The following is a 25,067-nucleotide window of genomic DNA, read 5'->3' on the forward strand; positions in this document are numbered from 1 at the left end:
AGAGTGAAACTTTTTAAGGCAGCAACAGTGCTGTCGATGACGACGGCTGTTCTGTTATCGGCTGCACTTGAGCCTGCGGGTGCGGAGCCCGTTCCGCGCTCAGGTACTGCAGCTGGGGCCGTCATCGCACGCAAGACCGGCGAGGAAGTCCGCTTTATTGACGTGTCCGACTGGCAGTCCGTCGATCTCAAACAGGACCTGATGAGCGGCGATATCCTGCGCACGAACGAGGTCGGCCAGCTCGCCATCGTTTTCTCGGACCGTACCCAGGTCAGGCTCGGCCGCAACACCTCGATGGTCGTGAAGCAGATCACCAGCGAGACGAGTTCCGACACGGTGTTGCAGCTTCAGTCAGGAACGATCTGGGCCCGGGCCGAGCGCGGAGGGCCCGGCGTACAGGTCCAGACTGCCGCAGCGGCTGCCGCTATTCGAGGGACCGACTGGACCATGACGGTCAGCGGCAACGACACGTCGCTGACGGTTCTCGACGGGGTCGTGCAACTCGCCAATCCACAAGGCATGGTCGACGTGCGTGCGGGTGAGGCGGCAGCAGCCACCTTGGGTCAGGCGCCTCGCAAGGTGGTTATCGTCGACTCCGATGACCGCGAACAAATGCTGTTCTACCTTCCGCCGCGAGAAGCGTTCGAGCGTATGCCGCCAGCAGCGGTCCCATTTGCAGACATGCGCCGAAATGCCGATCGTATTCTGGCGATTCCACCTGCGAAGCGTTCGACCGCCGACCTGGTCGATCTTGCGGAAGCGCAGTTGTCGCTTGAAGGCCCGGCAAAGACAATGGAGATGCTTGGTGCGCTGGAGCGCACGCAGTTATCATCAACCCAACGGGACCGGCTGATCCTGATCAAGGCCATCATCGCAGCCAACCAAGCGCGATACGGTGAAGCGGCGGCCCTTTTCGCGCAGGTTTCTCACCGCCTCGATCCCCGCAGGAGAGCGATCGCGCTCTGGGGTGGCTATTATGCACGGTCGCTGGCAGATCCAAGCCGTGTCGAGCCGCTGCCACCGAGCAATGGTGGACCGGAAGCCGCATTTCTGCGGGCCTATGCGGTCGGTTTCCTGAAGGACCTGAACGCGTCGATCGAGGCTCTTCGCGAAGCGGAGCGACAGTACCCTTCCGACCCCTCGCTTCCGGCCTATCGCGGCTGGATCGCGTTGTTGTTGAATGACCGCAAGCAGGCGGAGGAGGCGATAAACCGCTCACTGTCTCTCGATCCGCATGAGCCCACTGCGCTGGAGGCGCGATCTCATTTCAAGGCAGGGTTCCAGGGCGATAACGACGGAGCGCTGGCAGATCTCTACGAGGTTCTGAAGGTAACGCCGGGAAGCAGCACCACCTGGAATGCGATCGCCGACATACACTCGACCAGGGGTGCCAATCGAGAGGCAGAGGCAGCGCTTCGAAAGGCGATCGAGCTGGATCCGATCGATCCTATATCGCACTCGAATCTGGCGATCTTCTATCTGGACACAAACCGGGTGAAGGAGGCGAAGCGCGAGATCGATCTTGCCATGGCTGCGGATCCGGCGCTGGATCAGGTTCTGATTGCGAGAGGTCGCTACTATCTCCAGACAGGCGAGCCCGACAAGGCGGTCGAAGACCTGCTCGCAGGCACTGTTTCCAATCCGGCGGATGCCCAGGGGCAAATTGTTCTTGGCGCGGCCTACTACCAGAAAGGGGACCGTGTCGCTGCAGAACAGGCGATCGACAATGCCGATAGACTGGATGACAATGATCCCGTCATCTCGGCGGTTCGGGCCTCGGTGGCCATTTCGGAGTATGATGCGCCGGGTGCGATCCAACATGCGCGAGACTACGTCCTGCGTGCGCGAGCGCGCGGTGGTGAGTACACGTCGCTTGGCGCAAACCAGCAGGCGGGTTCGATTCTCAACAGTGCGTTCCGCTTTCAAGGCCTGAACGCCTGGGGAGAATTCTACAGCGATGCCGTCTTCGATCCATTTTCCGGTGCTGCCTATATCGATGAAAGCATCCGTGGCAGCGTCAACCCTTTCGCGAACAGCTACCTCTATGGTGAGGATGTCATCAACAATGCCCCGAACGGGCAATTCTTTTCATCAACGCTTCAGGGGCTCCTGCTGGAGCCGACACTGATCTCGTCTCCCAGTCGCGGGTTTGACATTCTCACCCGGCCGTTCTTCGAAGTATCTGTCGGAGGTGGCTTCACTGCGGCGGGCGGAGGCACCGGCGGGACGGGCGAGGCAGAGATTCAGGGCTATACGAACATCCCGAACCCGACGAGCTACTATGCCAATTTCGAATGGCAGAAGTCACTCGACGCCCGCGATGCCGGCTTGATCACGGATATCGGGACAGAGCTGGAGGTGCTCGGCGGCAATGTCTTCCTGACCACCAGTCCGACCTATTACGACCGCATCGTTCTCTATTACAACGACGCCAAGAGCACCTTCGACCAAGAGGTGACAAGCTCTGGAGCCTTCCCCCTTGTGAGGAATGAGATCGTCGGGAGAAGCCGCAACGGCGGCTTAGGCTGGAGCCACACATTCGCCTACGAGAATGTCATGAACGCGGCCATTCTGTACAGCGGGACGAGGCGCAATGACACCCGGTACAGCGAGATCGACTTTGGACCTCCGTTCCCGACCCTTCCATTCGCGCGGGAAAGCGATGAGTTTGAAGAAAATGCTTATATTGCCGCAGCCAGCCATACGTTCAATGCGGGTGATCTGACCTGGCGCTATGGTGTTGAAGGAGGCTGGATCTCCGAATCCCAGTCTCAGACGTTAGAAGACCTTCTTAACGGGGGTTCTAGGACCGTCAGCAGCTCGGATCGCACGAGCGTCGCAAGCGTTTATGTCGATCTGCTCCACGAGATCCAGTCAAACTTGAAGGCTGAGTACGCCGTATTCGGTAACTACCTCAGCAACGACGTATCTGACGGTGTTCGCCTAGAGCCGCGTCTCGGCCTTGCCTGGTCACCTGCCGAGGGACAGTGGCTCCGCGCTGCCGTGATGCGCAGCAGCACGGATCTGTCGACGCCGACGCTGTCGCCGGTTTCTGTCGTCGGCCTGCAGCCGAATGCTTTCGACGTTGCACCGGAAGGACGTGCCGATACGGTCGCACTTCGGTGGGATGCGGAGTGGACAGACAGGTTCTTCACGGCTGCGGAGTTCCAGCACCAGGACGTGCGCGACATGCAGATCGCAGTTCCACTGACAGCCGTTCCCTTCACCACCAGCGAGGGGCGCATCGATAGGGCGAGTCTGACAGGCAATCTTCTCTTAGGGCACGGCTTCGGTCTCTCGTCCACGATCGCCTACGCGGATTCGGAAGAAAAAGGCGGTAGCCTGCCCGCCGGCTCATCCTTGCCGTTCATCCCGGAATGGGCGGGCCAGCTGGCGCTCACCTATGTCAATCCGGCCAATGTCCAGGTTTCGCTGGCCGCCAACTACATTGGCGAGCGGATAGGCAGTGCCGGGACTGGCCTTGGTGACTACTGGACGCTCGACAGCAAGCTGACCTGGGAGCCTCTCGACAAGCGGATGGCGCTGGAACTGGAGGCTTTCAATCTGCTCGACGAAGAGTTCGAAGTCGACGCCGGCGTTCCTGCATGGGGAAGATCCTTCAAGGGTACGTTGAAGGTTCGTTTCTAGATGTCAGGTAGTCGGTCGAATGCCCGCGGCGGGCCCATGCTCGGGTCTCGGCAGCTAAAGCTCACGGCGCTGTCACTGATAATCTACGTCGCATTGACGTTGATCGCTCAGCTTCCAGCTTGGTCGCTGCTCGACAACCGTGCGTTCGACTATCTCTCGACCCTCAACCCTTTGCCGCTTGCTTCGGACAGCCCGATCGTCGTTGCGATCGACGAACCCTCTCTCGCCGAAATCCAGAGCCAGTGGCCGTGGCCACGAGGCCTGCATGCCAGACTGATCACGGCGTTGCGCGCGGCCGGTGCCAGGACGATCGGTATGGACATCATCTTCGCGGAGCCGTCCAATCCGGAAGAAGACGCCGCCCTTGCCGCAGCGCTTGGACCAGACGTCGTGCTCGCCGGTGACGAAACGCTTGTGACGTCCGCGCAGGCGGATCAGTTCGTGCGGGTTCTGCCGCTGCAAATGTTCAGTGACGCCTATGCTTTGACGGGCATTGCCTCGATTACGCTTGATCGCGACGGCGTTCTGCGTCGTCTGCCACCCTATGACGATGGCTTCGCCGCCACGGTTGCGACTGCTGCAGGTTTCGAAATTCCTGTGGGAGTGCCGAACAAACTGCTTCAGGTTTACGGGCCAGCCCGCACATACCCGACAGTTTCCTATTACCAGGCGCTCGAGCCGGAGCGGTTTCTGCCCGAAGGGTTTTTCAAGGATAGGATCGTTCTGGTCGGTCTAAGCCTTCAAACCGCAGCGACGGTGGAGAAGGGCGGAGCGGACGCTTTTGCAACACCCTACACCGTCCACACCGGTCACCTGACGGCCGGCGCTGAAATCCAGGCGACGATCGTCGACAACATAAGACTGGGATCTTCCGTTACAGAAGCTGACCAGGCACTGCGTCAACTTCTTCTGTTTGGTGCGGTCGTCATCGGGGCAGTGCTGGTCCGCAAGGATACCGGTTGGAAAACCGTTTTTTACAACAGTGTCGCGCTTGTCGTGTTGCTGGGTGGAGCTTACGCGGCGTTGCGGTTCGGGAGGGTGTTTGTGTCTCCGGTTTCACCCGCATTGGCGATGCTCAGCCTGAGCGCTGCGCAGGCGGGGCTCGATTACGCGAAGGAGCGGGCGGGCCGTCGCCAGATCACGCAAGCGTTCGCTCAATACCTATCGCCCGACCTTGTTTCTCAACTGGCCAGCGATCCGACCCGTTTGAAGCTTGGCGGCGAGAAGAAGAAGCTGAGCGTCCTTTTCTGCGATGTCCGCGGGTTCACCACAATCGCCGAACAGCTGAAGGATGACCCTCAACACCTCACCGAGCTGATAAACCGGCTGTTGACGCCGCTTTCGGATATCGTGCTCTCCCATGGGGGAACGATCGACAAATATATCGGCGACTGCCTGATGGCATTCTGGAATGCGCCGCTCGACGATCCCCACCATGCCGATCACGCGGTTTCAGCCGCGCTCTCAATGCTCGCTTCAATGGAGAGCCTGAACGCCGAGCTCGCGCGTGAGGCGGAGATCGCCGGTCGAACGCATCACGAGCTGCGTATCGGCATCGGCATCAACACGGGTGATTGCGTCGTGGGCAACATGGGTTCGACCAGGCGCTTTGACTATTCCGCACTCGGCGATGCCGTCAATCTGGCAGCACGTCTTGAGGGGGAATCCAAGAACCTCGGCGTCTCCCTACTGATCGGGGCAGGGACTGCGGCCAGCCTGGCCGACACGAGCGGTGTGAGGGAGCTCGGCCGCATCCTCGTCAAAGGCAAGAGCGAGGAAGTCTCGGTTTTCACTGTTGTGCGGTAGGAGATCGGACAGGAAGAATTTGGCGGGAGAAAGCGTGCATCGATAGAGACGAGCCGAAGAGTGTGATCCCGATCAACTGCCGTCGGAATGTCCACCGGCCGGAAGAATGAGCATTCCAATCTTTGATTTGGTCGAGCTATAGTCCAATCCGCGGCGCCGCACCGTCCGGTCACCCTGCGGGCCCGCCTGAATATGGGGGTTCACGTGCCGTATCATTTCCTGGAAGTCGCCGTGACGCCGAGCGTCAGAGCCGCACAGGCGGATATGGGTGTGGATCAAATATGGTTGGGCGACCACGACCGCCCCTCAGATACATTCACGCAAAACGAAATCGCCTTCATCGCCTCGCGCGACAGCTTCTACATGGCATCGGTGTCTGAAACCGGGTGGCCATACGTTCAACACCGTGGAGGGAGAGCTGGTTTTTTGAAGGTCGTCGATCATCGAACCATGGCATTTGCCGATTATCGAGGTAACCGCCAGTACATCAGTGCAGGAAATTTCGCAGCCAACGACCGGGCCTGCCTGTTCCTTATGGACTACGTCCGACGAGCCCGGCTCAAAATCTACGCGCATGTCGAGCGGCTAACGCTCGATGCCGATCAAGCTCTTACAGATCTGGTCTCCGATCCCACCTACAAAGGCAGGCCTGAGCGGTTATTCAAGCTTCGGCTCGAGGCTTACGACTGGAACTGCCCACAACACATCATCCCGCGCTATACCGAGCAGCAGGTCGAGGAAGCGGTAGTACCCCTTCGTCAAAGACTGCACCAGCTGGAAGCCGAAAACGCGACACTGCGCGCCCGCTTGGAAGGCAAAGCCTTGTGATCGACGCTCGAACGATCGTCTAAGACTTACGCACGAGATTGCGTGGTCGGTCGCCGGGCAGCGTTGCCTCAGCCGCTGGTCTCAACGTCCGTCGCCGGATGATGGTATAGCAGGCGATCCCAGCTGTACGTGGCTCGCCCGTTCGCTGATGTGACGATCAAGGGACGCGATCATCTCTTGGGGGCTGTCGCAGCCAGCGCTATATGCCCTCAACAGATAGGCAACCGCTTCCTCCCCCAACACGCTGGTCGGCTCAACGGTGTTAACGGCGCACCAGTCGAGGTGCGCGTCTCTGATCAAGTTGAGTTGCGTAACGTCAAATACACCCGCCGCCATCGTCGTCTCCATTATCGATCTCTTCGCAGTTACCATGAGACCGTTGCGACGATAACGCATGGACGCGGTTCTTGTTGCCGGCGACGAGGCCTGTTTCTCGTGACACTGCCTCGTCCAGGAGACACGGAGAACCTCTATGACGTAGGCCCCGCGCTGAAGGATGGGCATCGCCCGCAGACTTGAACACGGCTGCTCGGCATCACATCTATTGCCGGTAAAGTCCGCTCCATCTTGAAAAACTCATCAAACTGGAACGGTAACGTTTGTTTTCTGCACGCTTCGGTGCAGACTGTCACTTGGAACGATTCCGGTTTTTACTCTTCAGTCGACTCCACGACGGGCTTACTTAACGAGGTACTCGGTGATTGATTTCTTCGGCACAACGCAAGGTTTCATGACGTTGGGAGCGCTGATTGGCGCTGGTAGCTTTGCTCTGGGATCCGCCAGTCGGTCCATCCACAAACTCGGCGTTCTCGTCCGTCCGGGACAGACAAACCGGAACGCGCGCAGCCTTGCAATGCGAACGATGCTGGCTCTCGATGACTACGTCGGGGCCGCCTATGCAGCCGTCCATGACCGGCCTGAGTTCAATCCTATGGACCAGGAAGAGTTCGCGTTCCATCTTCCCGAACCAGTGCTGATCCTTCCTGACGACGCGGACTGGCAACTTTTCGGGGCGGATCTTGGCGAAGAGATATTGTGGTTTTCAAACCGTGTTAGCAACCACGAGAACGCTCTCGAAAGCCTCGATTTGTCGAAACCCGCGCATGACGGCTTTTTCGAGCGCCGCATTGAGGGTTACGCCCGGCTTGCTGCAAGAGCGATGGATCTGATTGCTCGGATCAGCAGCGAGTTCGACCTGACCCTTCCTGAAAAACCGGACTACTATCGTCAGGCGGAAGGGCTGGCCAAGATTCTGCACGGCCTCGATAAGGCGACCGCAAACAAGCTCCAACCCGCCACCGGGAATGCAACCACGAATGTGACTCCACTGTTCCCAAAGTCAGTGTGATCTGCCGCCGGCATCTGCCGATCGACATTTCCAACGTCAGGCCATGTGATCAGGCTGAGCCTGATACGGACCTTTTTTGTCAGAACTTGTACCGGACCCCTACGACATTGGCGTTCGAGCCGCCGTGCATGTCGCCCAGCGTTCCCCATGCGCCTGAGCGATGGTGGAGCCGCCAGAACACTTCCGTGTTCGGGAGCTTGTCGCTCGAAAGGCTCAGCTCAGGCCCAAGGTAGAACAGGGTGCGGGCGTTGCCGTCCCGTTCCTGCTCGTGATCCCGCTCCCGACCTTTCTGGCTTTTGGTGACATGGCTGAGGCCGAACGTGAACGATGGCGCGACACGCACAGGACCAAGCTTGACGCCGTCATGTCGGCCCACGACACCGCCCCACACCTCGCCGCTCGTGCTCTGGCCGAACCGACCAGCAAGACCCGCCTCCAGCCCGAAGCTGAACGTCCCGAACTGGTATGGGAACACCTGGTACCCCAGCCCAATCAACGCGTTATCTTCGTAGTCAGAACCGAACACGTTGGCAGCGTCGAGCATATTCTCATCGACCATAGCGCCACCGAACACCATCACCGACTGATCCAGATCAGGACGGTCTGCCCGCGCATGACCGAGACCCAACTGCAAGACGACGGCCACCAAAGCCACCCTCAGGAAGAAATTCATTCCAGCTTTCCTCCTCAGGAGTTGTTTCGCGCGCCGTAACGTTAGCAAGACAACATACGACCTGATCCGTTGTAGGCAAGACGTCATCGACTGTCGAGAGTTGTGGCAGATCCGAAACGACCGATGGAATTCTGCCACCGTTCGTGTTCCGTTTATAACGAGACGCGTATTTGGCTCGGCCGCACCTGGTGGCCGAAGGCCTCGATCGGTATGGGTCGCGAGAAAAGGTAACCTTGCAGCTCGTCGCATCCCGCTGCGATCAGGAACTCCCTCTGCTCCTCGGTTTCGACACCCTCGGCCGTTGTTGCCTTGCCCAATGTTCGGCTCAGACTGGCGATAGCGGAGACGATAGCGGCACCTTCTGCCTTGCAGCCCAGCAATTGGACGAAGGACCTGTCAATCTTTACGCGGTCGATTTTGAGGTCGATCAAATGGCTCAGCGACGAAAAGCCGGTGCCGAAATCGTCGAGCGCAATTCTCACCCCGCGTGACCTGAGTAGGTTCAGGTTCTCGGCCGCGCCTTCGTCGAGGTTGAAAATGGCAGCCTCTGTTACTTCAAGCTCCAAGCGATCCGGCGAAAGCCCGCAATCTCTCAGAATCGACAGAACCATCTGGGCAAAGTTGCGCTGTCCGATTTGTGACGGGGAGACGTTGACGGCAATCGAGAGATGAGCCGGCCAGGACGCAGCAGCGGCGGCCGCCGTGAGCAAGACCCATCGGCCAAGCTGGTTGATCATCCCGGCTTCTTCAGCAATCGGAATAAACTTGTCGGGCGACAGAAGCCCCCTTGTCGGGTGGCGCCATCGGACAAGAGCTTCCGCACCTGTAAGATCACCTGACCTGTCTGCCTGATGGACCCCTTGGGCAAAAACTTCCAGATGACCTACCCGGTTGTCGCGGATCACCCCTTGCGTGTCACCCGGACCTTCATCTCTTTCGAGCATGATGCGCAGTTCGTTCCGCAGTTCGGTGCGTTCGTTTGCGCGGGTGTCCAGCGAACTATTGTATTCTGCCGCGCGGCCGCGGCCACTTTCCTTGGCATCGTAGAGTGCGACGTCTGCCCGACGAAGGAGTTCCCGGGCGGTGGTAAACGCGCCCTCAGGGGCCGTGTATCCGATCGAGCCGCCGATAGAGACAACAACAGTACCGTTCACAAGATGAAACGGGTCGCTGATGCGCGACATGATCTCGTTGCACAAACCGATGATGCTTCGGTTGTGGCCGAGAGAGGGGATGAGGAGGGCAAACTCGTCGCCGCCGAAACGCGCAAGTGTGTCACCAGGCCGAAGAAGCGACTTCATCCGCTCTACGGCGATACGCAACAGCTCGTCGCCAGCGAGATGGCCGTAGACGTCGTTGACCTGCTTGAACCGGTCGAGGTCGATCAGCGCGACGACAGTCTCGCGGTCTTGTGTCCCGAGTTCGGTAAGACATTGCTCAAGTCTTGTCGCAAACAAAGCGCGGTTGGGAAGACCGGTCAGCACGTCGTGATGGGAAAGATGCCGCGCATGGGTCTCGCTCGCAGCGAGTTGTTTCAGGCTATAGCGCAGGCGCAGCAGCAGGGCGGAAAACAAGATGGTGACGACAAGTCCGGCGGCAGACAGGAAGGGCAGGAGACGCGCGATAACGCGAGAACCAGGCAGATCCGGTTTCCAGACGATAAATCCGATGGGCTCTGCCGTGCGGGTGGACGCCACCTGGAACGCGACCTCACCCGGTTCGTAATCCGCTGTGCGAGCATAACGTGCCCCCGCGAGACCCTGCTCCCTGCTCAACATATCGAGCGTCGGGCCGTCCAGGAACCGGATGGCGATCAGATAGTATGCCGCCTTCACCTTACCCGGATCATCTTGCACCTGATGAACCACCGGAACGATGCCCGCAATCGAGGGCCTGCCTTCCAGCCGGAGCAACTCCACCTGATTCTTTTGGGGAGCGGGAGCGTGCTGCCCATCGGTTTCCAGGCCTTTTGTTACGGCCGAGATCATTGGCCAAAGGACGGGACGAACCCATTTGAAACGACGCACGCTATCGGGGTCAGGCTGGAGTGCGAGTTCTCCGTCGGGCGAAATCAGAAAAACGGCGCTGTAGCCAAAGACGGATGTGGCGATCCGACCAAACGTCTGGATCGACGCGCTTCTGGATATCTCCGTGCCGCTGTCCGAAGAGCCGGGCGATAAGAATGAAGCATAGCCTTCCGCCAGCAGTTGCATATCCTGTGCAACGCGGTCGACCTGATTTTGCAGCCTGCCGTCAACCAGCTCTCGTTGCCTGTCGCGCGCCGCAGAGTCGCTTTCTCTTCCGGCCCAAATGGCTGCGAGAACAACGAGCCCTAATATTGCAAGACCGGTTCCGGTCAGCAGGATCAAAACCGACTGCGACGACGAACGAGCCGACAGTCGCGTCAACAATGAAAACACCCAGTTTGAAGACACGGAATCTCCCCTCGCCCAGGGAAGTGTAGAGGGGATTAATTACGAAATGCTTTTAAAGCATGTCTCAAAATTGAAGCATTCGCGATTGATGACGAAAACACGCAATGCCGGAGGCGGCCGGGGTCAAGATGAGCTTCTGGTTGGCCGCTGACAAGCATGCGAGAGAAGCTCTTAATCCTTGTATGTTCTAATATTCCCAATACGGGAATCGAGCCCGGACGACAAGAGGAGAGCCAGATGCCGAAAATGAACCCCAGAGCGCTGATCACACTTTGTATAGCTGCTTCGTGGCTCCTTTTGCCCACACATAACCTTAGAGAGGCAGTCGCTGCCGACCGGGCAGGAGATCAGAAGATCAAGGTTGCGTTTGAGGGAGGCTTTCCTCCCTTCAACTACGTGGACTCCAGCGGTCAACTGCAGGGTTTCGACGTCGACATCGCCAAGGCCCTTTGTGAGACGGCACGGCTTTCCTGCGAACTAGTCGTCCAGGAATGGACCGACATGATCCCCAATCTGCTTTCGAACAAATACGACATGATCGTATCGTCCATGTCGATGAGTGCAGAGAGACGCAAACTCGTGACATTCTCGGACAAATACTACGACAGTCCCTCCGTCTTTATCGCACGCAAGGACTCTGTCTTGACCACCATATCGGACGAAAGCCTCAAGGGCCTGCGCGTCGGCATCGCGGCGGAGACCTCACAGCAGGCATACATCAAGAAGTTTTTCCCAAGCGCCGAGACAACGGTGTTTCGCTCCTCGCCGGAGCTTTACAAAGCGTTGGCAAATGAGGACGTTGACGTCATGCTTGAAGACAAGCTTGCCGTGTACGACTGGCTCACGAACACGAACGAAGGACGTTGCTGCAAGTTCGTTGGCACCGACGTCAAGGACACATCGATCTTCGGCGAAGGTGCGGGCATCGCTTTCCGCAAGGACGATGCTGCGTTGACGGCAAAGATCAATGCGGCCCTGGCGGAGCTTCAGGCTGGCGAAGTCTATGACAGCATCAACGCGAAATATTTCCCCTTCAGCATCCGTTGATGCGGGCCATCTGGCATTCCTGAAGATCGAAACAGGATGTCGGGTCGACACCCTGCCGCGAACCGGCCTAAGCCGGAATCCTGATACAGCTCAGCGAATGTCGTAGTGGAGATCCGCTCGCATCATTTCGGTCAGTTCCGCACCGTTCCATAGGGCCCGTTCAGCTACCGAGCAACCGTTTGGCAGGCGCGTGTTTGGTTGCTGTCTGGCTCGCTCACGCCCGCCAGACAGCAACCTCATACGGGCGAAGAGTGCGCTCGCCGAGCACGATGCGGATCCCGGTTGGAACCGTCCAGTCCTCCGCACCGTAGTTAAACGCGAAGACGAGCTCGCCGCGTCGCCGCATACGAACATGTTCCGGCAGCTCGAACGTGGGGATGTCCGCAGCGTCCAGAACCAGGCTCATCGTTGCGGCAAGGAGTGACTCATCCGGCCAGCAGGCCAGGTAATGGATCTTCTCCTTGCGGGTGAGGGCCGGCATGCCATCGCCGAAGCGGGCAAGAACATCGCCGGTCGCTTCTATATCTTCGCGCCAGCGGATTGCTGCGCCTGAGATCTGTCCGGTCACAGGCTGGGCAAGGCCCGGCCGCAGGGTGGCGACCTGCAGGACGCGGTGGCCTGTGAGATCGGCGAGCGGACCGGGGGGCAGATTGTCGGGAATGGTGAAGTTGCGGGTTCGGGATCCGGTTCGTGGACCGATCAGGACCACGCCGTCGAATTGGCGGAGTTCCCTCTCCAGATCCGCGGATACTTCCGTGACGCAGGGCAGAACGACGAGCGCGTAGCCATCCAGCGGCGCGCCGGGGCGCACGAAGTCGATATCGACGCCGAGGCGCCGAAGGCTTTCATACCAGCGGAAGGTCAGTTCTTCGTAACGGAAGTCCTTGCCCTGTGGCTGGATCACCGTCGTCCAGTAGCTCTGGTAATCGAAGACAACAGCAACTTTAGCCGTCTGTGTTTCCGGCAGAGTTCCGAAAGTGGCGAGCTCGCTCGCTACCTGTCCAGCTTCGCGGCCGCCGGGCGAAAGTTCGTCTAGGCCGGGAAGGTTCAGACCCGCGTGCATCTGCTCCTGAGCGAAGGGTGCCTGCCGCCAGCGGAAATAGCTGACGACTTCTGCGCCATGGGCCAGCGCTTCCCAGGTCCAGAGGCGCACCATGCCGGGCTTCGGGATCGGGTTCCAGGGCGCCCAGTTCACCGGGCCGGGTTGCTGTTCCATCACCCAGAACCGGCCACGGCCCACCGCGCGATAGAGATCGTGGTGAAACGGCGCGATATCCGGATGCGACGTCTCGGCCCAGCGATTGCGCTCCGCCTCCGAGAACGGAAACTTTTCGACGAAGCCGATCGGGTAGCTGTCCCAGGAGGCGAGGTCGAGATTGTCAGCCACCTGGAAATGGTCGAAATCGAGAACGAAGCCCATGAAGTTATGGGTGATCCAGCGATCCGGCGAATGCCGGCGGATGATCTCGCACTGCATTGCGTCATAGGCTGCGACCTGCTCCGAGTGAAAACGCCAGAAATCGAGCCGCGTCGCCGGATTGCTTTCGGTCACGGTCAGGTTCGGCAGCGCGACGTCGTCGAAGCTCGCGACTTCCATTGACCAGAACACCGAGCCCCAGGCTTCGTTGAGCTGCTCGGTAGACTGGTAGCGCAGCCGCAGCCAGCGGCGGAATGCCTTCAGGTCTTCAGGTCCAAAGGACAGCGTCGTGTCGTGGCAGCCGTATTCGTTGTCAGTCTGCCAGCCGACGAGACCCGGATGGTCGCCGTACCGTTTCGCGACCGCCTCGACGATGCGGGCGCTCTCGCGCCACCAGGTTTCCGAGGAGAAGGTGTAGTGACGCCGCGAGCCGAAACCACGCGGACGCCCCTGTTCGTCATAGGGGAGAATCTCGGGATATTCGTCGATCAGCCATTTCGGCGGTGTCGCCGTCGGCGTACCCAGCACGATCTTGAGGCCAGCCTTCGTCAGAACGTCCATCGCCCGGTCGAGCCATGCGAAGTCAAAATTGCCGCGGCTCGGCTGAAGCCGTGACCAGGCGAATTCGCCGATGCGCACGAAGGAAATGCCGAGTTCGCGCATGCGCCGCGCATCCGTTTCCCAGCGGTCTTCGTTCCAGTGTTCCGGATAGTAGCAGACGCCAAGCATTATCGTGTGAGATCTCCATTGACGACGGCATGGCCGTCGGTATCGAACAGATGGCAGGCCCTGGCCGGAATGCCGATGCGGATAGGGTCGCCCGCCCGCTGGCTTGCAAGGCCGTCGGCCTTTACCGAAATTTCTGCACCATCGGCGAGCGAAACGAAGAACAGGGTCTCGGAGCCGAGATGTTCGGCAAGTTTCACGCGGCCGTCCAGAACGACGTCGCCCGCGCCGGCCGCATCCAGATGTTCGGGGCGAATGCCAAGCGTCATCGTTGCGCCTTTCACAGAGGCGCCATGCGTGTCGAGCGAAAGCGACGCGCCGCCGGGAAGGCTTGCGGTGACGCGGCCGTTCTCCCCTGATGTCACGGGAACGGTGAGGAAATTCATCTTCGGCGAACCGATGAAACCGGCGACGAACAGGTTTTTCGGCCGGTGATAGAGCTCGAGCGGCGCACCGACCTGCTCAATGCGACCTGCCGACAGCACGACGATCTTATCGGCCATGGTCATCGCCTCGACCTGATCGTGGGTGACGTAGATCATCGTCGCCTTCAGATCCTGATGCAGGTTCGACAGCTCCGAGCGCATCTGCACGCGCAGCGCCGCATCCAGATTGGAGAGCGGCTCGTCGAATAGAAAGACATCCGGATTGCGGACGATCGCGCGGCCGATCGCGACGCGCTGGCGCTGGCCGCCCGACAATTGCCCCGGCTTGCGCTGCAGCAGCGGCTCCAGTTGCAGCATCTTGGCCGCATAGGCCGTCCGCTCCGCGACTAGTGCTTTCGGATGGCCCGTCATCTTCAGGCCAAAACCGATATTCTCCGCAACAGTCATGTGCGGATAGAGCGCATAGGACTGGAAGACCATGGCGACGCCGCGCTCCGACGGGCCGACATCGGTCATCTCCTGGCCGCCGATCGAAAGCGTCCCCTCGGAAATTCGTTCAAGGCCGGCGATCATCCGCAACAGCGTGGACTTGCCGCAGCCGGACGGGCCGACGAACACACAGAACTCGCCATCGGCAATATCGAGATCGACACCCTTGATGACATTGACGGCGCCAAAGCTTTTCTTGACGGCGCGCAGGCTGACGTCGCTCATCGCGTCTGTCTCCCATTGTGAGGTGTTAGTTCGAGAAGCAGGGCACTTTCGGGCCGAAGCATCGGCAAGGGCAGGCCTGCAAGCCCGGAATTTGCCAGATCGAAAGCGATCTCGCCGGAAAGCAGTCGCTTCTGACCGTCCGATATGCGGATGAAATCAGGCTCTGTGGGCAGAACAGTTTCGATGCGCCAGGTTCCCCCGAAGCGTATGATCTGTTCAGGCAACCGCAGGGTTGCGGGTTGTTCGCCCACCATCTGCGGTCCCTGCGCAACGATGACGACGATCTTTTCAGCGCTTGCGGCACCCCAGACATAACGGCCATCGATTGGCTCAAGCCGGAAGTTGGCGCCGGGCGCATGCAGAAGCGGGCGAAGCCGCTTGTGGGTTTCGATATAGAGCGCCAGCTCGCCGCGCTCTTTGACTGAGAGTTCCAGCGGGTTGAGTTCGACGCCGAAATGGTAGGCCATCGCCACCAGCGCCCGGAAGCTCAGCGAATGGCGACGGTTGGTCTGGTGGTTGGGGTCTGCGGAAATGTGACTGCCGAGAATTTCCGGCGGCACAAAAAGCGAGGCGCCCCGCTGGATTTCCAGCCGCTCCAGCGCATCGGTGCAGTCCGATGTCCAGACGCGATGGGTGCGGGCGAGCGCTCCAAAATCGATCCGGCCACCGCCCGACGCGCAGCTTTCGATCTCGACATCGGGATGAGCGGCGCGAACGCGGTCCATCAGGGCGTAGACGGCGCGTGTCTGGGCGGCGGTCCTTGCTTTGCCGTCGCGACCGCCGCTATGGGTCAGGTCGCGGTTCATGTCCCATTTGACATAGGAAACCGCGTGGGCGCCAAGCACCGCATCAATCTTTGAAAACAGATAGTCGGAGACGTCCCGCCGGGTGAGATCGAGCACGAGCTGGTTGCGGGACGCGAGCAGGGGCCGCCCTTCCACCTGCAGCACCCAGTCCGGGTGGGCGGTAAATAGGTCGGACAAGGGATTGACCATTTCCGGTTCGAACCAGATGCCGAACTGCATGCCAAGGCTTGTCACGTGATCGACGAGCGGTTTCAGTCCGTCCGGATATTTGCGGGGGTCGATATCCCAGTCGCCAAGGCTCGTCGTGTCGTCGTCACGTTTACCGAACCAGCCATCGTCCAGAACGAAACGCTCGATGCCGAGTGCTGCAGCTGCAGACGCCTGCGCCTTGAGCGAGTCCAGCAGGTGGTCGAAATAGTTGCCTTCCCAGGTGTTGAGCGTGACAGGCCTTGGGCTCATGGAGCCGCCCGGCCACTGGACAAGCTCGGTGCGGACGAAGGCATGAAATGCCTCGCTGTGTGGCCCGGCATAGGCGACCGGGCTCTGGTAACTCTCGCCGGGCGCAAGAATGATCTCGCCGGGTTCGAACAGTTCGCCGAGATGGACGAGGCGCTGGCCGTCATCGGTCCGGTCGATGGCGATCTGGTGATTGCCGCTCCAGCCGAGCGTGACGCCAAAACGCTGGTCAGCGCTTTCGACGAACAGCATTGGAAGACGGTCGTGCGAGGTGCGGCCGCGGCGGTTTTCCTGCATCCACAGGCCATTGCCGAGCGTCTCGCGACGCGTCTGGAATTCACGGCCCCACGAGCCGGTAAAACTGGTGATGGTTGTCTCACCTGAGGGCGCCAGGAAGCTCGCGGCCATGCAGCGATCGAGTTGGTAGTCGCTATCGCCCGCATTGGAGAGCCGGGTTGCGATCGAGAGCACGCCGGACGCATGGTCCGTAAGCGTGATGGAGATCCCGATCCGTGCGACCGGGTCGTTCGCCGAAAGCACGCTCTGTGCTCCGTCCCGTGCTGCCGACCAGCCGCTGAAGGCGAGAATGAAATCGCGGCCGGCGCGGTGGCCTGCAATCGCCGGCCAGCCGAAAAAGCCCATTCCCCCAGATGGCAGCAGGACGGCGGAGGGGACAGCGACGTCCATGCCGTTGATTCGGCTCGATCGTTCGATCTCAAACAGCGGATCCGCGGCAACCGGCGGGCGGCCGAAGGCCAGGATTTCGGGCATCCCCGTTTCGGGCAGGCGGAGGCTCAGCGCGAAATCGCCCGAGCCGACAGTTACGATGTCACTCATCCCTTGGTTGCTCCAAGTGTCAGGCCGGCAATGAAATGCCGTTGCATCAGGAAAAACATGGCGACCGGCGGCAGGGCCGCGATGATCGATCCGGCGGACACCAGATGCCAGGCGGCAACCCATTGGCCGTTCAGCGAATAGAGGCCGGCGGTGACAGGCATGGCGTGCTGGCCCTGCACGAGCACGGTCGCCCAGAAATAGTCGTTCCAGACGAAGGTGAAGATCAGGACGGAAAGAGCCGCAATCGCCGGCCGCATCAGCGGCAGCACGATATGGCGAAAGATCTTCCATTCAGAAACGCCTTCGACGCGCGCGGATTCAATGAGGGCAAAAGGCAGGCCCTTGATGAAGTTGCGCATGAAGAGCGTGCAGAAACCGGTCTGGAAGGCTGCGTGGAAAAGGACCAGTCCAGTTACGGTGTCGTAGAGGCCGAGTTTCAGCGTCAGGTCGCGAACCGGAACCATCAGGATCTGGAAGGGAATGAAATTGCCCGCGACGAACATGAAGAACAGGACGAGATTGCCCTTGAAGCGATAGACCGCCAGCGCAAAGCCGGTGAGGCAGGAAATGCCGACCGCGCCGATGACCGTCGGGATCGTCACCTTGAACGAGTTCAGGATGTAGAGACCGATCGGAGAATCCCGGAAGACGGCCGTGTAGTTCTCGACACCGGCAAAACCGGAGGGCATGCCGAAGTAATTGCCGGCTGCAAGATCGCCCGCCGGCCGCACCGAGGTGATGGCGACGCCGATCAGCGGCAGCAGCCAGAGGACGAGCGACACAGGCAAGAGCACCTTGTAGCTGGTCCGCATCCAAGGCGATGCGTTCTGAATGGGGGAGGGGAACATCAGGCGTTCCTTTCCTGGACAAGCATCCGCACGATGAAGAGCGAGATGAACACCATCATGATCAGGAACAGCACGACCGCGATCGCGGCGCCATAACCCATGCGGAAACCGTATTCCGACAATGCCTGTTCGAACATGAAATAGGAGAGAACCTGGCTCGATCCGTAAGGTCCGCCGGCGGTCATGATCGAGACAAGGTCAAAGGAGCGCAGCGAACCGATGACGGTCACGACCATGGCGATGAATGTCGCCGGCGCAAGCTGTGGCAGGACGACGTACCAGAGAAGCTTGAGCCCCTTGGCGCCATCCATCCGCGCGGCCTCGACCTGTTCCGGATTAATGTTGTTGAGACCGGTGAGATAAAGGATCATGCAATAGGCCGTCTGCGGCCACAGGCCGGCGATGATGATGCCGTAGGTGACGTAGTGCTCATCCGCCAGAACCGCCACCTGCTCGCCCGTCAGCCATTCCAGCAGTTTCGAAAACGGCCCGAAATCCGGCGCGTAGAACCAGGTAAAGATCAGGCCGACCACGACCTGGCTTATGACGAACGGGAAAAAGAACAGCGACTTGTAGAGCCGGATCCCGGTGACCGACTGGTTGAGAAAAAGTGCTACGGCAAGGCCTGCAGGGATCGCCAGAAGATAGAGCAGCAGCCAGATGACGTTGTTCTTCAGGGAAACGTAGAAGGAGTCGTCATCCAGAAGTTCGCGGTAATTGCCAAGTCCAATCCAGACCTTTTCGCCAAGCCCGTCCCAGTCATGAAAGCTGATCCAGATCGACTGGAAGATCGGCAAAAGGACATAGACGATGAACATGAAAAGGCCGGGGGCGAGAAACAGCCATGGCGTGAGCCATTCCCTGTTGTTCTTCGAGCGGCGCGACGGCTGCGTTGCGGAATAGCTCACGACGATACTCCTGCAGATTCTTTTAGGATTGCGACCGGACGCAGGACCTTGCGGTCGCTGCGCCCGGTCTCCTGGGAGGAAGCGCTACTTGTAGACGCGGGTGCGGACCTTCTCGAGCCGTGCCAGGATGGCGTCGATCTTGTCCGGCTTGACCATGAATTCCTGGAAGCCTTCCATGCCGGCCTTTGCCATTTCGGCATTGGCATCGCGGTCGTAGAACTGCGCGAGGCCCTGGGCGCCCGATAGCATCGTGAAGCCGGCCTCGAGGAAGACGTCCTTCGGCTTTTCGGCCTGATTGTTGACGGGCAGCTGGCCAAGCGTGGCGTTCATCGTCGACTGTGCCTGGGCCGAGCCGACGTAAGCCAGGAATTTCTTGGCGTCTTCCTTGTTCTTTGCCTTGGCTGGAATGTGGAACGTATCCGTCGGCGCTTCTTCGGCCCTCGGCAGGCCGGGGGTGATTTCAGGGAAGGGAAGGAAGCCGATCTGCTCCTCCTTCAGACCACCGTCCTTCATGGTGGCGACGGCGAAATTGCCCATCAGATACATGGCGGCCTTGCCCTGGACGAGCTGCGGGACTGCATCCTGCCAGTCGATCGCCGCATGGTTCTCGATGAAGTAGCCGGGCTTGACGAGCTCGGCCCATTTCTCGAACACGGCCTTTACCTTGGGATCGGTGTAAGGAACCTTGCCGGCTGTCAGATCCATGTGGAACTGGTAGCCGTTGACGCGAAGATTGAGATAGTCGAACCAGCCGCCGGTCGGCCAGAGTGCCTTGGTGCCGATCGTGAAGGGCGTGATCCCCGCAGCCTTGAGCTTGGCGCTCGCGGCAATCAGCTCTGCCCAGTTCTTTGGGGGGGTGATGCCCTTTTCGGCAAAGATGTCCTTACGGTAGTAGATGCCCCACTGGTAATAGGTGTAGGGCATGCCCCACTTCTTGCCGTCGATCGTCATTGACGGTACGGCAGCCTTCATCTGCTGATCGTAGCCATTGGGCGCCCAGACATCGCTCACATCGGCAAACAGTCCCGCCTTGACGAAGGGCTCCATGCGATTGCCGGCATACCAGGCGACGACATCAGGCGCGTCGGCGGTCAGGAAGTTGCGGATCGCGGCCTTGTAGCCTTCGTGGTCAAAGTTGTTCCACTTGACCTTAATGTCGGGGTTGGCCTTCTCGAAGGCCGCAATCAGATCGCCCATCGCCTTTTTCGGCACGGGATCCGAATGGTCTGAATTGACTGTGATTTCGCCCGCGAAAACCGATGGCGCAATTAGAAAAGTCGACAATACGAGGCCAAGCAGCCTCTTTCTTAGAACGGTCATGTGTTCCTCCCTTGTGACCATCGGTAACCGGATGAAGTCCTAGATTTCAGCCTTACCGATCGAGCTCCTCCAGCCCGTCTTGATGTTCCGCCACAAACCCGTAGAGTTCCACTGTATTTCAGGGAATGTTTTCCGGGATCCTAAGATGGATAAGGCCGCATCAACCATTTTAAAGGACGGATCGGTTCCGGCACATCCCGATCTCGATCCGCGGCACCCGCTTGTCGTGTTCGGCGACCATCGGTTCTGCGCGGGCGAAACTCTTGTCGTGCAGCGGATGGCTGGCCCGCATATGCACAGTCAGATCGAACTGAATTTTCTTACCCAGGGCCAGATGACCTACTGGTTCGACGGGCGGGAACTGACGATCGGCGCGGGTCGTCTCTGCCTTTTCTGGGGCATGGTACCGCATCAGGTGACGGAGATCGAAAAAGGTACGCGGTTTGTCTGTCTCTATGTTCCCATGTCCGTTTTTCTTGGTCTTGCCACTCTCAGCCGGTTCCGGGATGCCGTCTTCCGTGGTGCGGTCATCGAAGCGACCGTTATCAGGCCTTTCGATGAGGACGTCTTTCTCAGATGGCGCGAGGAACTCTTGCAGGGTGACGAGGGACTGGCAGAGATCGTCCGAACCGAGCTCACGGCCCGGGTTTTAAGGATCGAGCGGGAAGGTTGGCGGGATCTGCGCGAACACGCCCCTGCCATTGCCGGCCTCTCATCCAGTGACAGCGGGCGCGCCGGTCATGTGGAGCAGATGTTGCGCTTCATTGCCGAACACGCCCTCGGCGATATTTCCGTCGATCACGTGGCGCGGGATGTGGGACTTCATCCAAATTATGCCATGAGCCTGTTCAAGCGGGCGGTCGGCCAGACGATGAACCAGGCGATTGCCCGCCACCGGTTGGACACGGCTCGCTCGCTTTTGATCTCGACAGACATGTCGATCACGAATGTCGCCTTCGAATCCGGCTTCGGCTCGGTCTCGCGCTTCTACGAAGCTTTCACCGACCGCTTCGCCGACCGGCCATCCGCGTTTCGCCACAGGATGCAGGCAAATGCGCGACGCGACTGACACTGCTTGATGACTAGCCGTTCTGGTTGAACGTCCGATTTCAAGTTGAATAGAGCCATCGCAGGCAATTCCTGCAAGCCGCGCTGAGCAGCGGCCCTAACGTGGTCGTGCACGTCGATTGAGGTTGAGTTTGCATTCTGGGCGATACCTCCGTACATCGCGCAGACACAACCGCTAAGCCCTGTAGGAGTATAATTTTGCCGGAGTTCGAACAGACCCTGGGAGCGGGTACGCTCATATCCATTGCGGCTGGCGCCGTTGCGCTGCTGCTGGTTCTTATCATCCAGTTTCGCATCCACGCTTTTGTCTCGCTCATTCTCGTCAGTTTCCTGACCGCGCTCGTGACGGGAATTCCGGCGGGGAATATCCTCACCACCCTCACGTCCGCGTTTGGCTCAACCCTCGGGGGCGTTGCTCTGCTTGTCGGCCTTGGCGCCATGCTGGGTCGCTTGCTGGAAGTATCGGGTGGTGCGCAGGCTCTTGCGGATGACCTCGTCCGCCGATTTGGCGAAAAACGTGCACCGCTGGCGTTGGGCATCGCGTCGCTGTTCTTCGGCTTCCCGATCTTCTTCGATGCAGGCCTCGTCGTCATGCTTCCGGTGATGTTCACGGTAGGGCGTCGCCTTGGCGGAAGCCTTCTTCTCTACGGCATCCCGGTCGCGACCGCCTTCTCGTGCATGCACGTTTTCGTGCCGCCGCATCCCGGGCCCGTCGCCGCAGCCGAACTGCTGGGCGCTGACGTCGGACTCCTGATCATCGTCGGTCTGTTGGTCGCCATCCCGACGTGGGTCGTTGCGGGCCATTTTTTCGGAAGCTGGATCGGCAAACGCATCTACCTGCCGGTGCCCGACAACGTCACTGATGAGCAATCCTCCGACGACGATAGAATCTCCCTGCCGAGCCCTGGCCTCGTCGTTGCACTTCTTCTTTTGCCGCTCGTTCTCATCTTCATGAATACCGGCCTCGACTTCGCGCGCGCACAGGAATGGGTCAGCAAGGATGCCAGCTGGTTCCAGCTTGCCCGCACCGTAGGCTCTACTCCAATCGCACTTCTGATTTCGGTTCTCGTCGCCGGCTACGTTCTTGGGCCAATGCGCGGTCGCGATCCGATCAAGGTGGAGCGCATCGTTGACTCTGCTCTTGGACCTGTCTGCTCTGTTATCCTGATCACCGGCGCGGGCGGCATGTTTGGCGGCGTTCTGCGTGCTTCTGGGATCGGCAATGCTTTGTCGGATGTGCTTGCCGATATCGGTATGCCCATACTGGTGGCAGGCTTCCTGATCTCGACCGCGCTGCGCGTTGCACAGGGCTCCGCGACGGTTGCACTCATCACGGCTGCTGGCCTCGTGCAGCCTGCGGTGCAGGCTGCCGGTTATCAGGGTATTCAGCTGTCAGCGATCGTCATCGCGGTCGCATCCGGTTCTGTCATGCTGTCGCACGTCAATGATTCCGGCTTTTGGCTGGTCGGTCGCTTCTTCAACATGGACATCAAGACCACGTTCAAGACCTGGACCGCGATGCAGACCTTGGTGGGCCTCGTTGGCTTTGCGCTTTCCGGGATCATCTTCTGGCTGGCCTAACAACCCGGTTTCATAGCCAGGCACGCTCTTGATGAAGGCGTGCCTGGCTTCCCCCGCGCTAATCGGCAAATTTCGAGACGGTCGGCAGCGAGCCGCGTTCAGACAGCGCCGTGACCACGGTATCCATTACCGGAAAAACTTCTGCAGAGACGGCCTCAGTCGCAGGAACCCCCGATAGGCCATCTCGAACAATGGCGTGGCGGGAGGCCAGCCTGCGATGAGACCGAGCGGGCGCAAAAGGGGTATCGCCCGCCACATTGCGGCAAAGGCTGCCGCCCCCGACAAAAGCTTGCCCCCTTCTTCGGCATGAAACCGCGACAGGATCTCCACACGATCGACAGGACACGATGCCATGGGATCGCAGGCGTCGATGAAGCGGATTGCATTGCGGCGGTCCAGCCTCCGGATCATCGCGATCTCGCGCCGGCAAAGCGGACAGCCGCTGTCAAACCAGACCGTGACTTGCCCCATCATGACGTCGCAGTGTTGATGAGCATGGCTAATACCTCGAGTGCGAAGAATTCCAAACCATCCCATCTGCACAGATGTTCCGCAAGCATAGGTTACATCACAGCCTACCTGCTGGATCGGTGCCCTCTATCCCCGATATAGGGCACCTTGCGCCCACGAGCGCCCACGTATTCAACCAAGGCCGCATCCAAGATGGAAACCAGAGACGCAGCCTGATCGGCTTGCGGCGGCGGAACCTATGGGGCATTGATGGCCTCAGCCACCGCCGGAGATCGACAGACATGGCAAGACGAATACGACTGGGCATTGTCGGTGCAGGGATCGCCGGCCTGACTCTGGCCAGAGCCATGGCCGACTGTGCCGATGTCAGGATTTTCGAGAAAAGCAGAGGCGTCGGCGGACGGATGGCGACACGGCGAACCGATGCCGTGACTTTTGATCATGGAGCGCAGTATTTCACCATCAGGGACGGACGTTTCCGTGCAGCGCTGGAGACGGCGCAGGCCGACGGAGTGGTTCAGCCCTGGACCGGTGCGCTTGCAACGCTGCCCGACGGCAATCTCGCGGCTTTGTCGGGGGGCGACACCACGCGTTATGTCGGGAGCCCTTCGATGAACGCGCTTGCGAAAGCGATGGCGGCAGGTCTTGATATCCAGACCGACGCGCCTGTGGAGGCGATCAGCGGCACGGCGGGTAAGTGGTTCTTGAAAATCGGCGATCGCCGCGAGGGCCCGTTCGACTGGCTGGTTGCAGCGGCGCCAGCCCCGCAGTCGGCATTGCTTCTTCCTGACGAGTTTACGCATCACGGGGCGCTGGCAAAAACCCGGATGAATGCCTGCTTCACGCTGATGATCCGCCAGACCGAGGATGCAAAGCTTCCCTTTGCTGCCGCCCGTGTCGATGATCCGGTCATCGGCTGGATCTCCCGCAACAATTCCAAGCCGGAACGGCCTGACGAGCCCTGTCTAGTGGTCAACGCGACGGGCAAGTGGTCCGACGATCATTTGGAGGAGCCACTGGAAGATGTTCGTCGGACGATGCTGGAGGCGCTCCAGCGCTATATTCCGATCTCCCCAAGTGAGGCTGAGGCTGTAACCATCCATCGTTGGCGCTATGCCAATGTCGATCAGCCGGCCGGACAGGCTTTCCTTCTCGATGATGTGTCCCAATTGGCGGCTTGCGGAGACTGGTGCATCGCAGGGCGGGTCGAGGCAGCGTTCCTCAGCGCCGCGGCCCTTGGCGATGCGCTCAAACAGATCGTAAAGGTAGCGCCATGACAGTGACCCCGCGGACCATCTCCACGCTTCTGACCTATTGCGGGGCCCTGCCGTTCTGGCTGCTGGCATTTGCCCCCTCGACCGTTCTCGGTTTTGAAACGGCACCCGCATTCCTGTCCTACGGGGCAGTCATCGCATCCTTTATGGCCGGAGCCCTCTGGGGAAGCGCTCAAACCGGCAGGGGCGACCTGGTGATCATTGTCGCCAGTAACGTGCTGGCTCTCATTGCCTTTGCGACACTGGTTGCCAGTCCTTTGCCGATAGCCCTGCTGGTACAGGTGTTGTTGTTTGCCCTTCTGCTGATCGCCGACCACAGGACCCTTTCTACGGATCCTTCACGGCAGTGGTATTGGAAACTGCGCATTCGGGTGACTGCGCTTGTCGCGCTTGCCTATGGCGTCATGCTTTTCCGCTACGTCTTTTGAACGGGTGGCTGAAACTGCGCTCTCAAGCGTCATCAACTCGAT

The 25,067-nt window shown here is 59.7% G+C and carries 18 protein-coding genes; 9 read left to right on the forward strand and 9 right to left on the reverse strand.

Annotated features, from left to right (window positions below; genetic code table 11):
• Positions 1 to 3 precede the first annotated feature (3 nt).
• The 4 genes from ACQY1P_RS01200 to ACQY1P_RS01215 all read left to right on the forward strand — a co-directional run bounded on the left by ACQY1P_RS01200 (position 4) and on the right by ACQY1P_RS01215 (position 7,630).
• Positions 4 to 3,648, forward strand: coding sequence for a FecR domain-containing protein (locus ACQY1P_RS01200; protein WP_430253557.1), 3,645 nt, complete (start codon positions 4 to 6; stop codon positions 3,646 to 3,648).
• Between the two features lie 36 nt (positions 3,649 to 3,684).
• Entirely contained in the window at positions 3,685 to 5,454 is a 1,770-nt protein-coding gene (locus ACQY1P_RS01205; protein ID WP_430253559.1) for a CHASE2 domain-containing protein, read from the forward strand.
• A 204-nt stretch (positions 5,455 to 5,658) separates the two neighbouring features.
• Positions 5,659 to 6,282: a pyridoxamine 5'-phosphate oxidase family protein gene (locus tag ACQY1P_RS01210; protein ID WP_430253561.1), complete on the forward strand. Its 624-nt coding sequence runs from the start codon at positions 5,659 to 5,661 to the stop codon at positions 6,280 to 6,282.
• 697 nt (positions 6,283 to 6,979) lie between these two features.
• A complete protein-coding gene (locus tag ACQY1P_RS01215; protein ID WP_092662941.1) occupies positions 6,980 to 7,630 on the forward strand; it encodes a hypothetical protein in 651 nt (216 codons plus the stop codon).
• A gap of 79 nt (positions 7,631 to 7,709) precedes the next feature.
• Here the strand turns inward: ACQY1P_RS01215 and ACQY1P_RS01220 are convergent, their stop codons facing one another.
• Positions 7,710 to 8,303 carry a hypothetical protein gene (locus ACQY1P_RS01220; protein ID WP_430253563.1) on the reverse strand — a complete coding sequence of 198 codons (594 nt, stop codon included), beginning with the start codon at positions 8,301 to 8,303 and terminating at the stop codon, positions 7,710 to 7,712.
• Between the two features lie 152 nt (positions 8,304 to 8,455).
• A complete protein-coding gene (locus tag ACQY1P_RS01225; protein ID WP_430253565.1) occupies positions 8,456 to 10,672 on the reverse strand; it encodes a putative bifunctional diguanylate cyclase/phosphodiesterase in 2,217 nt (738 codons plus the stop codon).
• Positions 10,673 to 10,894: 222 nt separating this feature from the next.
• Between ACQY1P_RS01225 and ACQY1P_RS01230 the strand changes: the two genes are divergently transcribed.
• Positions 10,895 to 11,785 carry a transporter substrate-binding domain-containing protein gene (locus ACQY1P_RS01230; protein WP_430253567.1) on the forward strand — a complete coding sequence of 297 codons (891 nt, stop codon included), beginning with the start codon at positions 10,895 to 10,897 and terminating at the stop codon, positions 11,783 to 11,785.
• A gap of 214 nt (positions 11,786 to 11,999) precedes the next feature.
• On the opposite strand, the gene ACQY1P_RS01235 is transcribed toward ACQY1P_RS01230, so the two are convergent.
• From ACQY1P_RS01235 to ACQY1P_RS01260, 6 genes are all read right to left on the reverse strand, one after another.
• Positions 12,000 to 13,931, reverse strand: coding sequence for a beta-galactosidase (locus ACQY1P_RS01235; protein WP_430253569.1), 1,932 nt, complete (start codon positions 13,929 to 13,931; stop codon positions 12,000 to 12,002).
• Entirely contained in the window at positions 13,931 to 15,028 is a 1,098-nt protein-coding gene (locus tag ACQY1P_RS01240) for an ABC transporter ATP-binding protein (protein WP_430253571.1), read from the reverse strand. Before ACQY1P_RS01240 ends, ACQY1P_RS01235 begins: the two co-directional genes overlap by 1 nt.
• A complete protein-coding gene (locus ACQY1P_RS01245; protein WP_430253573.1) occupies positions 15,025 to 17,127 on the reverse strand; it encodes an alpha-galactosidase in 2,103 nt (700 codons plus the stop codon). The genes ACQY1P_RS01240 and ACQY1P_RS01245 overlap by 4 nt, the downstream gene beginning before the upstream one ends.
• The gene (locus ACQY1P_RS01250; RefSeq protein WP_113166532.1) at positions 17,124 to 17,975 is read right to left on the reverse strand and encodes a carbohydrate ABC transporter permease; all 852 of its coding nucleotides are present in this window, start codon (positions 17,973 to 17,975) and stop codon (positions 17,124 to 17,126) included. Before ACQY1P_RS01250 ends, ACQY1P_RS01245 begins: the two co-directional genes overlap by 4 nt.
• Entirely contained in the window at positions 17,975 to 18,883 is a 909-nt protein-coding gene (locus ACQY1P_RS01255; protein WP_430253575.1) for a carbohydrate ABC transporter permease, read from the reverse strand. The genes ACQY1P_RS01250 and ACQY1P_RS01255 overlap by 1 nt, the downstream gene beginning before the upstream one ends.
• Positions 18,884 to 18,967: 84 nt before the next feature.
• A complete protein-coding gene (locus ACQY1P_RS01260) occupies positions 18,968 to 20,203 on the reverse strand; it encodes an ABC transporter substrate-binding protein (protein WP_430253577.1) in 1,236 nt (411 codons plus the stop codon).
• 145 nt (positions 20,204 to 20,348) lie between these two features.
• Here ACQY1P_RS01260 and ACQY1P_RS01265 point away from each other — a divergent pair, with 145 nt between their 5' ends.
• Both ACQY1P_RS01265 and ACQY1P_RS01270 read left to right on the forward strand, forming a co-directional pair.
• Positions 20,349 to 21,272, forward strand: a complete 924-nt coding sequence (locus tag ACQY1P_RS01265) for a helix-turn-helix domain-containing protein (RefSeq protein WP_430253578.1) — start codon at positions 20,349 to 20,351, stop codon at positions 21,270 to 21,272.
• A 197-nt stretch (positions 21,273 to 21,469) separates the two neighbouring features.
• The gene (locus ACQY1P_RS01270) at positions 21,470 to 22,852 is read left to right on the forward strand and encodes a GntP family permease (protein ID WP_192078405.1); all 1,383 of its coding nucleotides are present in this window, start codon (positions 21,470 to 21,472) and stop codon (positions 22,850 to 22,852) included.
• Between the two features lie 126 nt (positions 22,853 to 22,978).
• On the opposite strand, the gene ACQY1P_RS01275 is transcribed toward ACQY1P_RS01270, so the two are convergent.
• On the reverse strand, positions 22,979 to 23,326 hold the full coding sequence (locus ACQY1P_RS01275; protein WP_192078406.1) for a DCC1-like thiol-disulfide oxidoreductase family protein: 348 nt from the start codon (positions 23,324 to 23,326) through the stop codon (positions 22,979 to 22,981).
• A 278-nt stretch (positions 23,327 to 23,604) separates the two neighbouring features.
• Here ACQY1P_RS01275 and ACQY1P_RS01280 point away from each other — a divergent pair, with 278 nt between their 5' ends.
• Positions 23,605 to 24,600, forward strand: coding sequence for an NAD(P)/FAD-dependent oxidoreductase (locus tag ACQY1P_RS01280; RefSeq protein ID WP_430253580.1), 996 nt, complete (start codon positions 23,605 to 23,607; stop codon positions 24,598 to 24,600).
• Positions 24,597 to 25,025, forward strand: coding sequence for a DUF3429 domain-containing protein (locus tag ACQY1P_RS01285; RefSeq protein ID WP_325265000.1), 429 nt, complete (start codon positions 24,597 to 24,599; stop codon positions 25,023 to 25,025). Before ACQY1P_RS01280 ends, ACQY1P_RS01285 begins: the two co-directional genes overlap by 4 nt.
• Positions 25,026 to 25,067 lie beyond the last annotated feature (42 nt).

The organism is Neorhizobium sp. DAR64872/K0K18, from assembly GCF_050500175.1.
Taxonomy (GTDB): domain Bacteria; phylum Pseudomonadota; class Alphaproteobacteria; order Rhizobiales; family Rhizobiaceae; genus Neorhizobium; species Neorhizobium soli.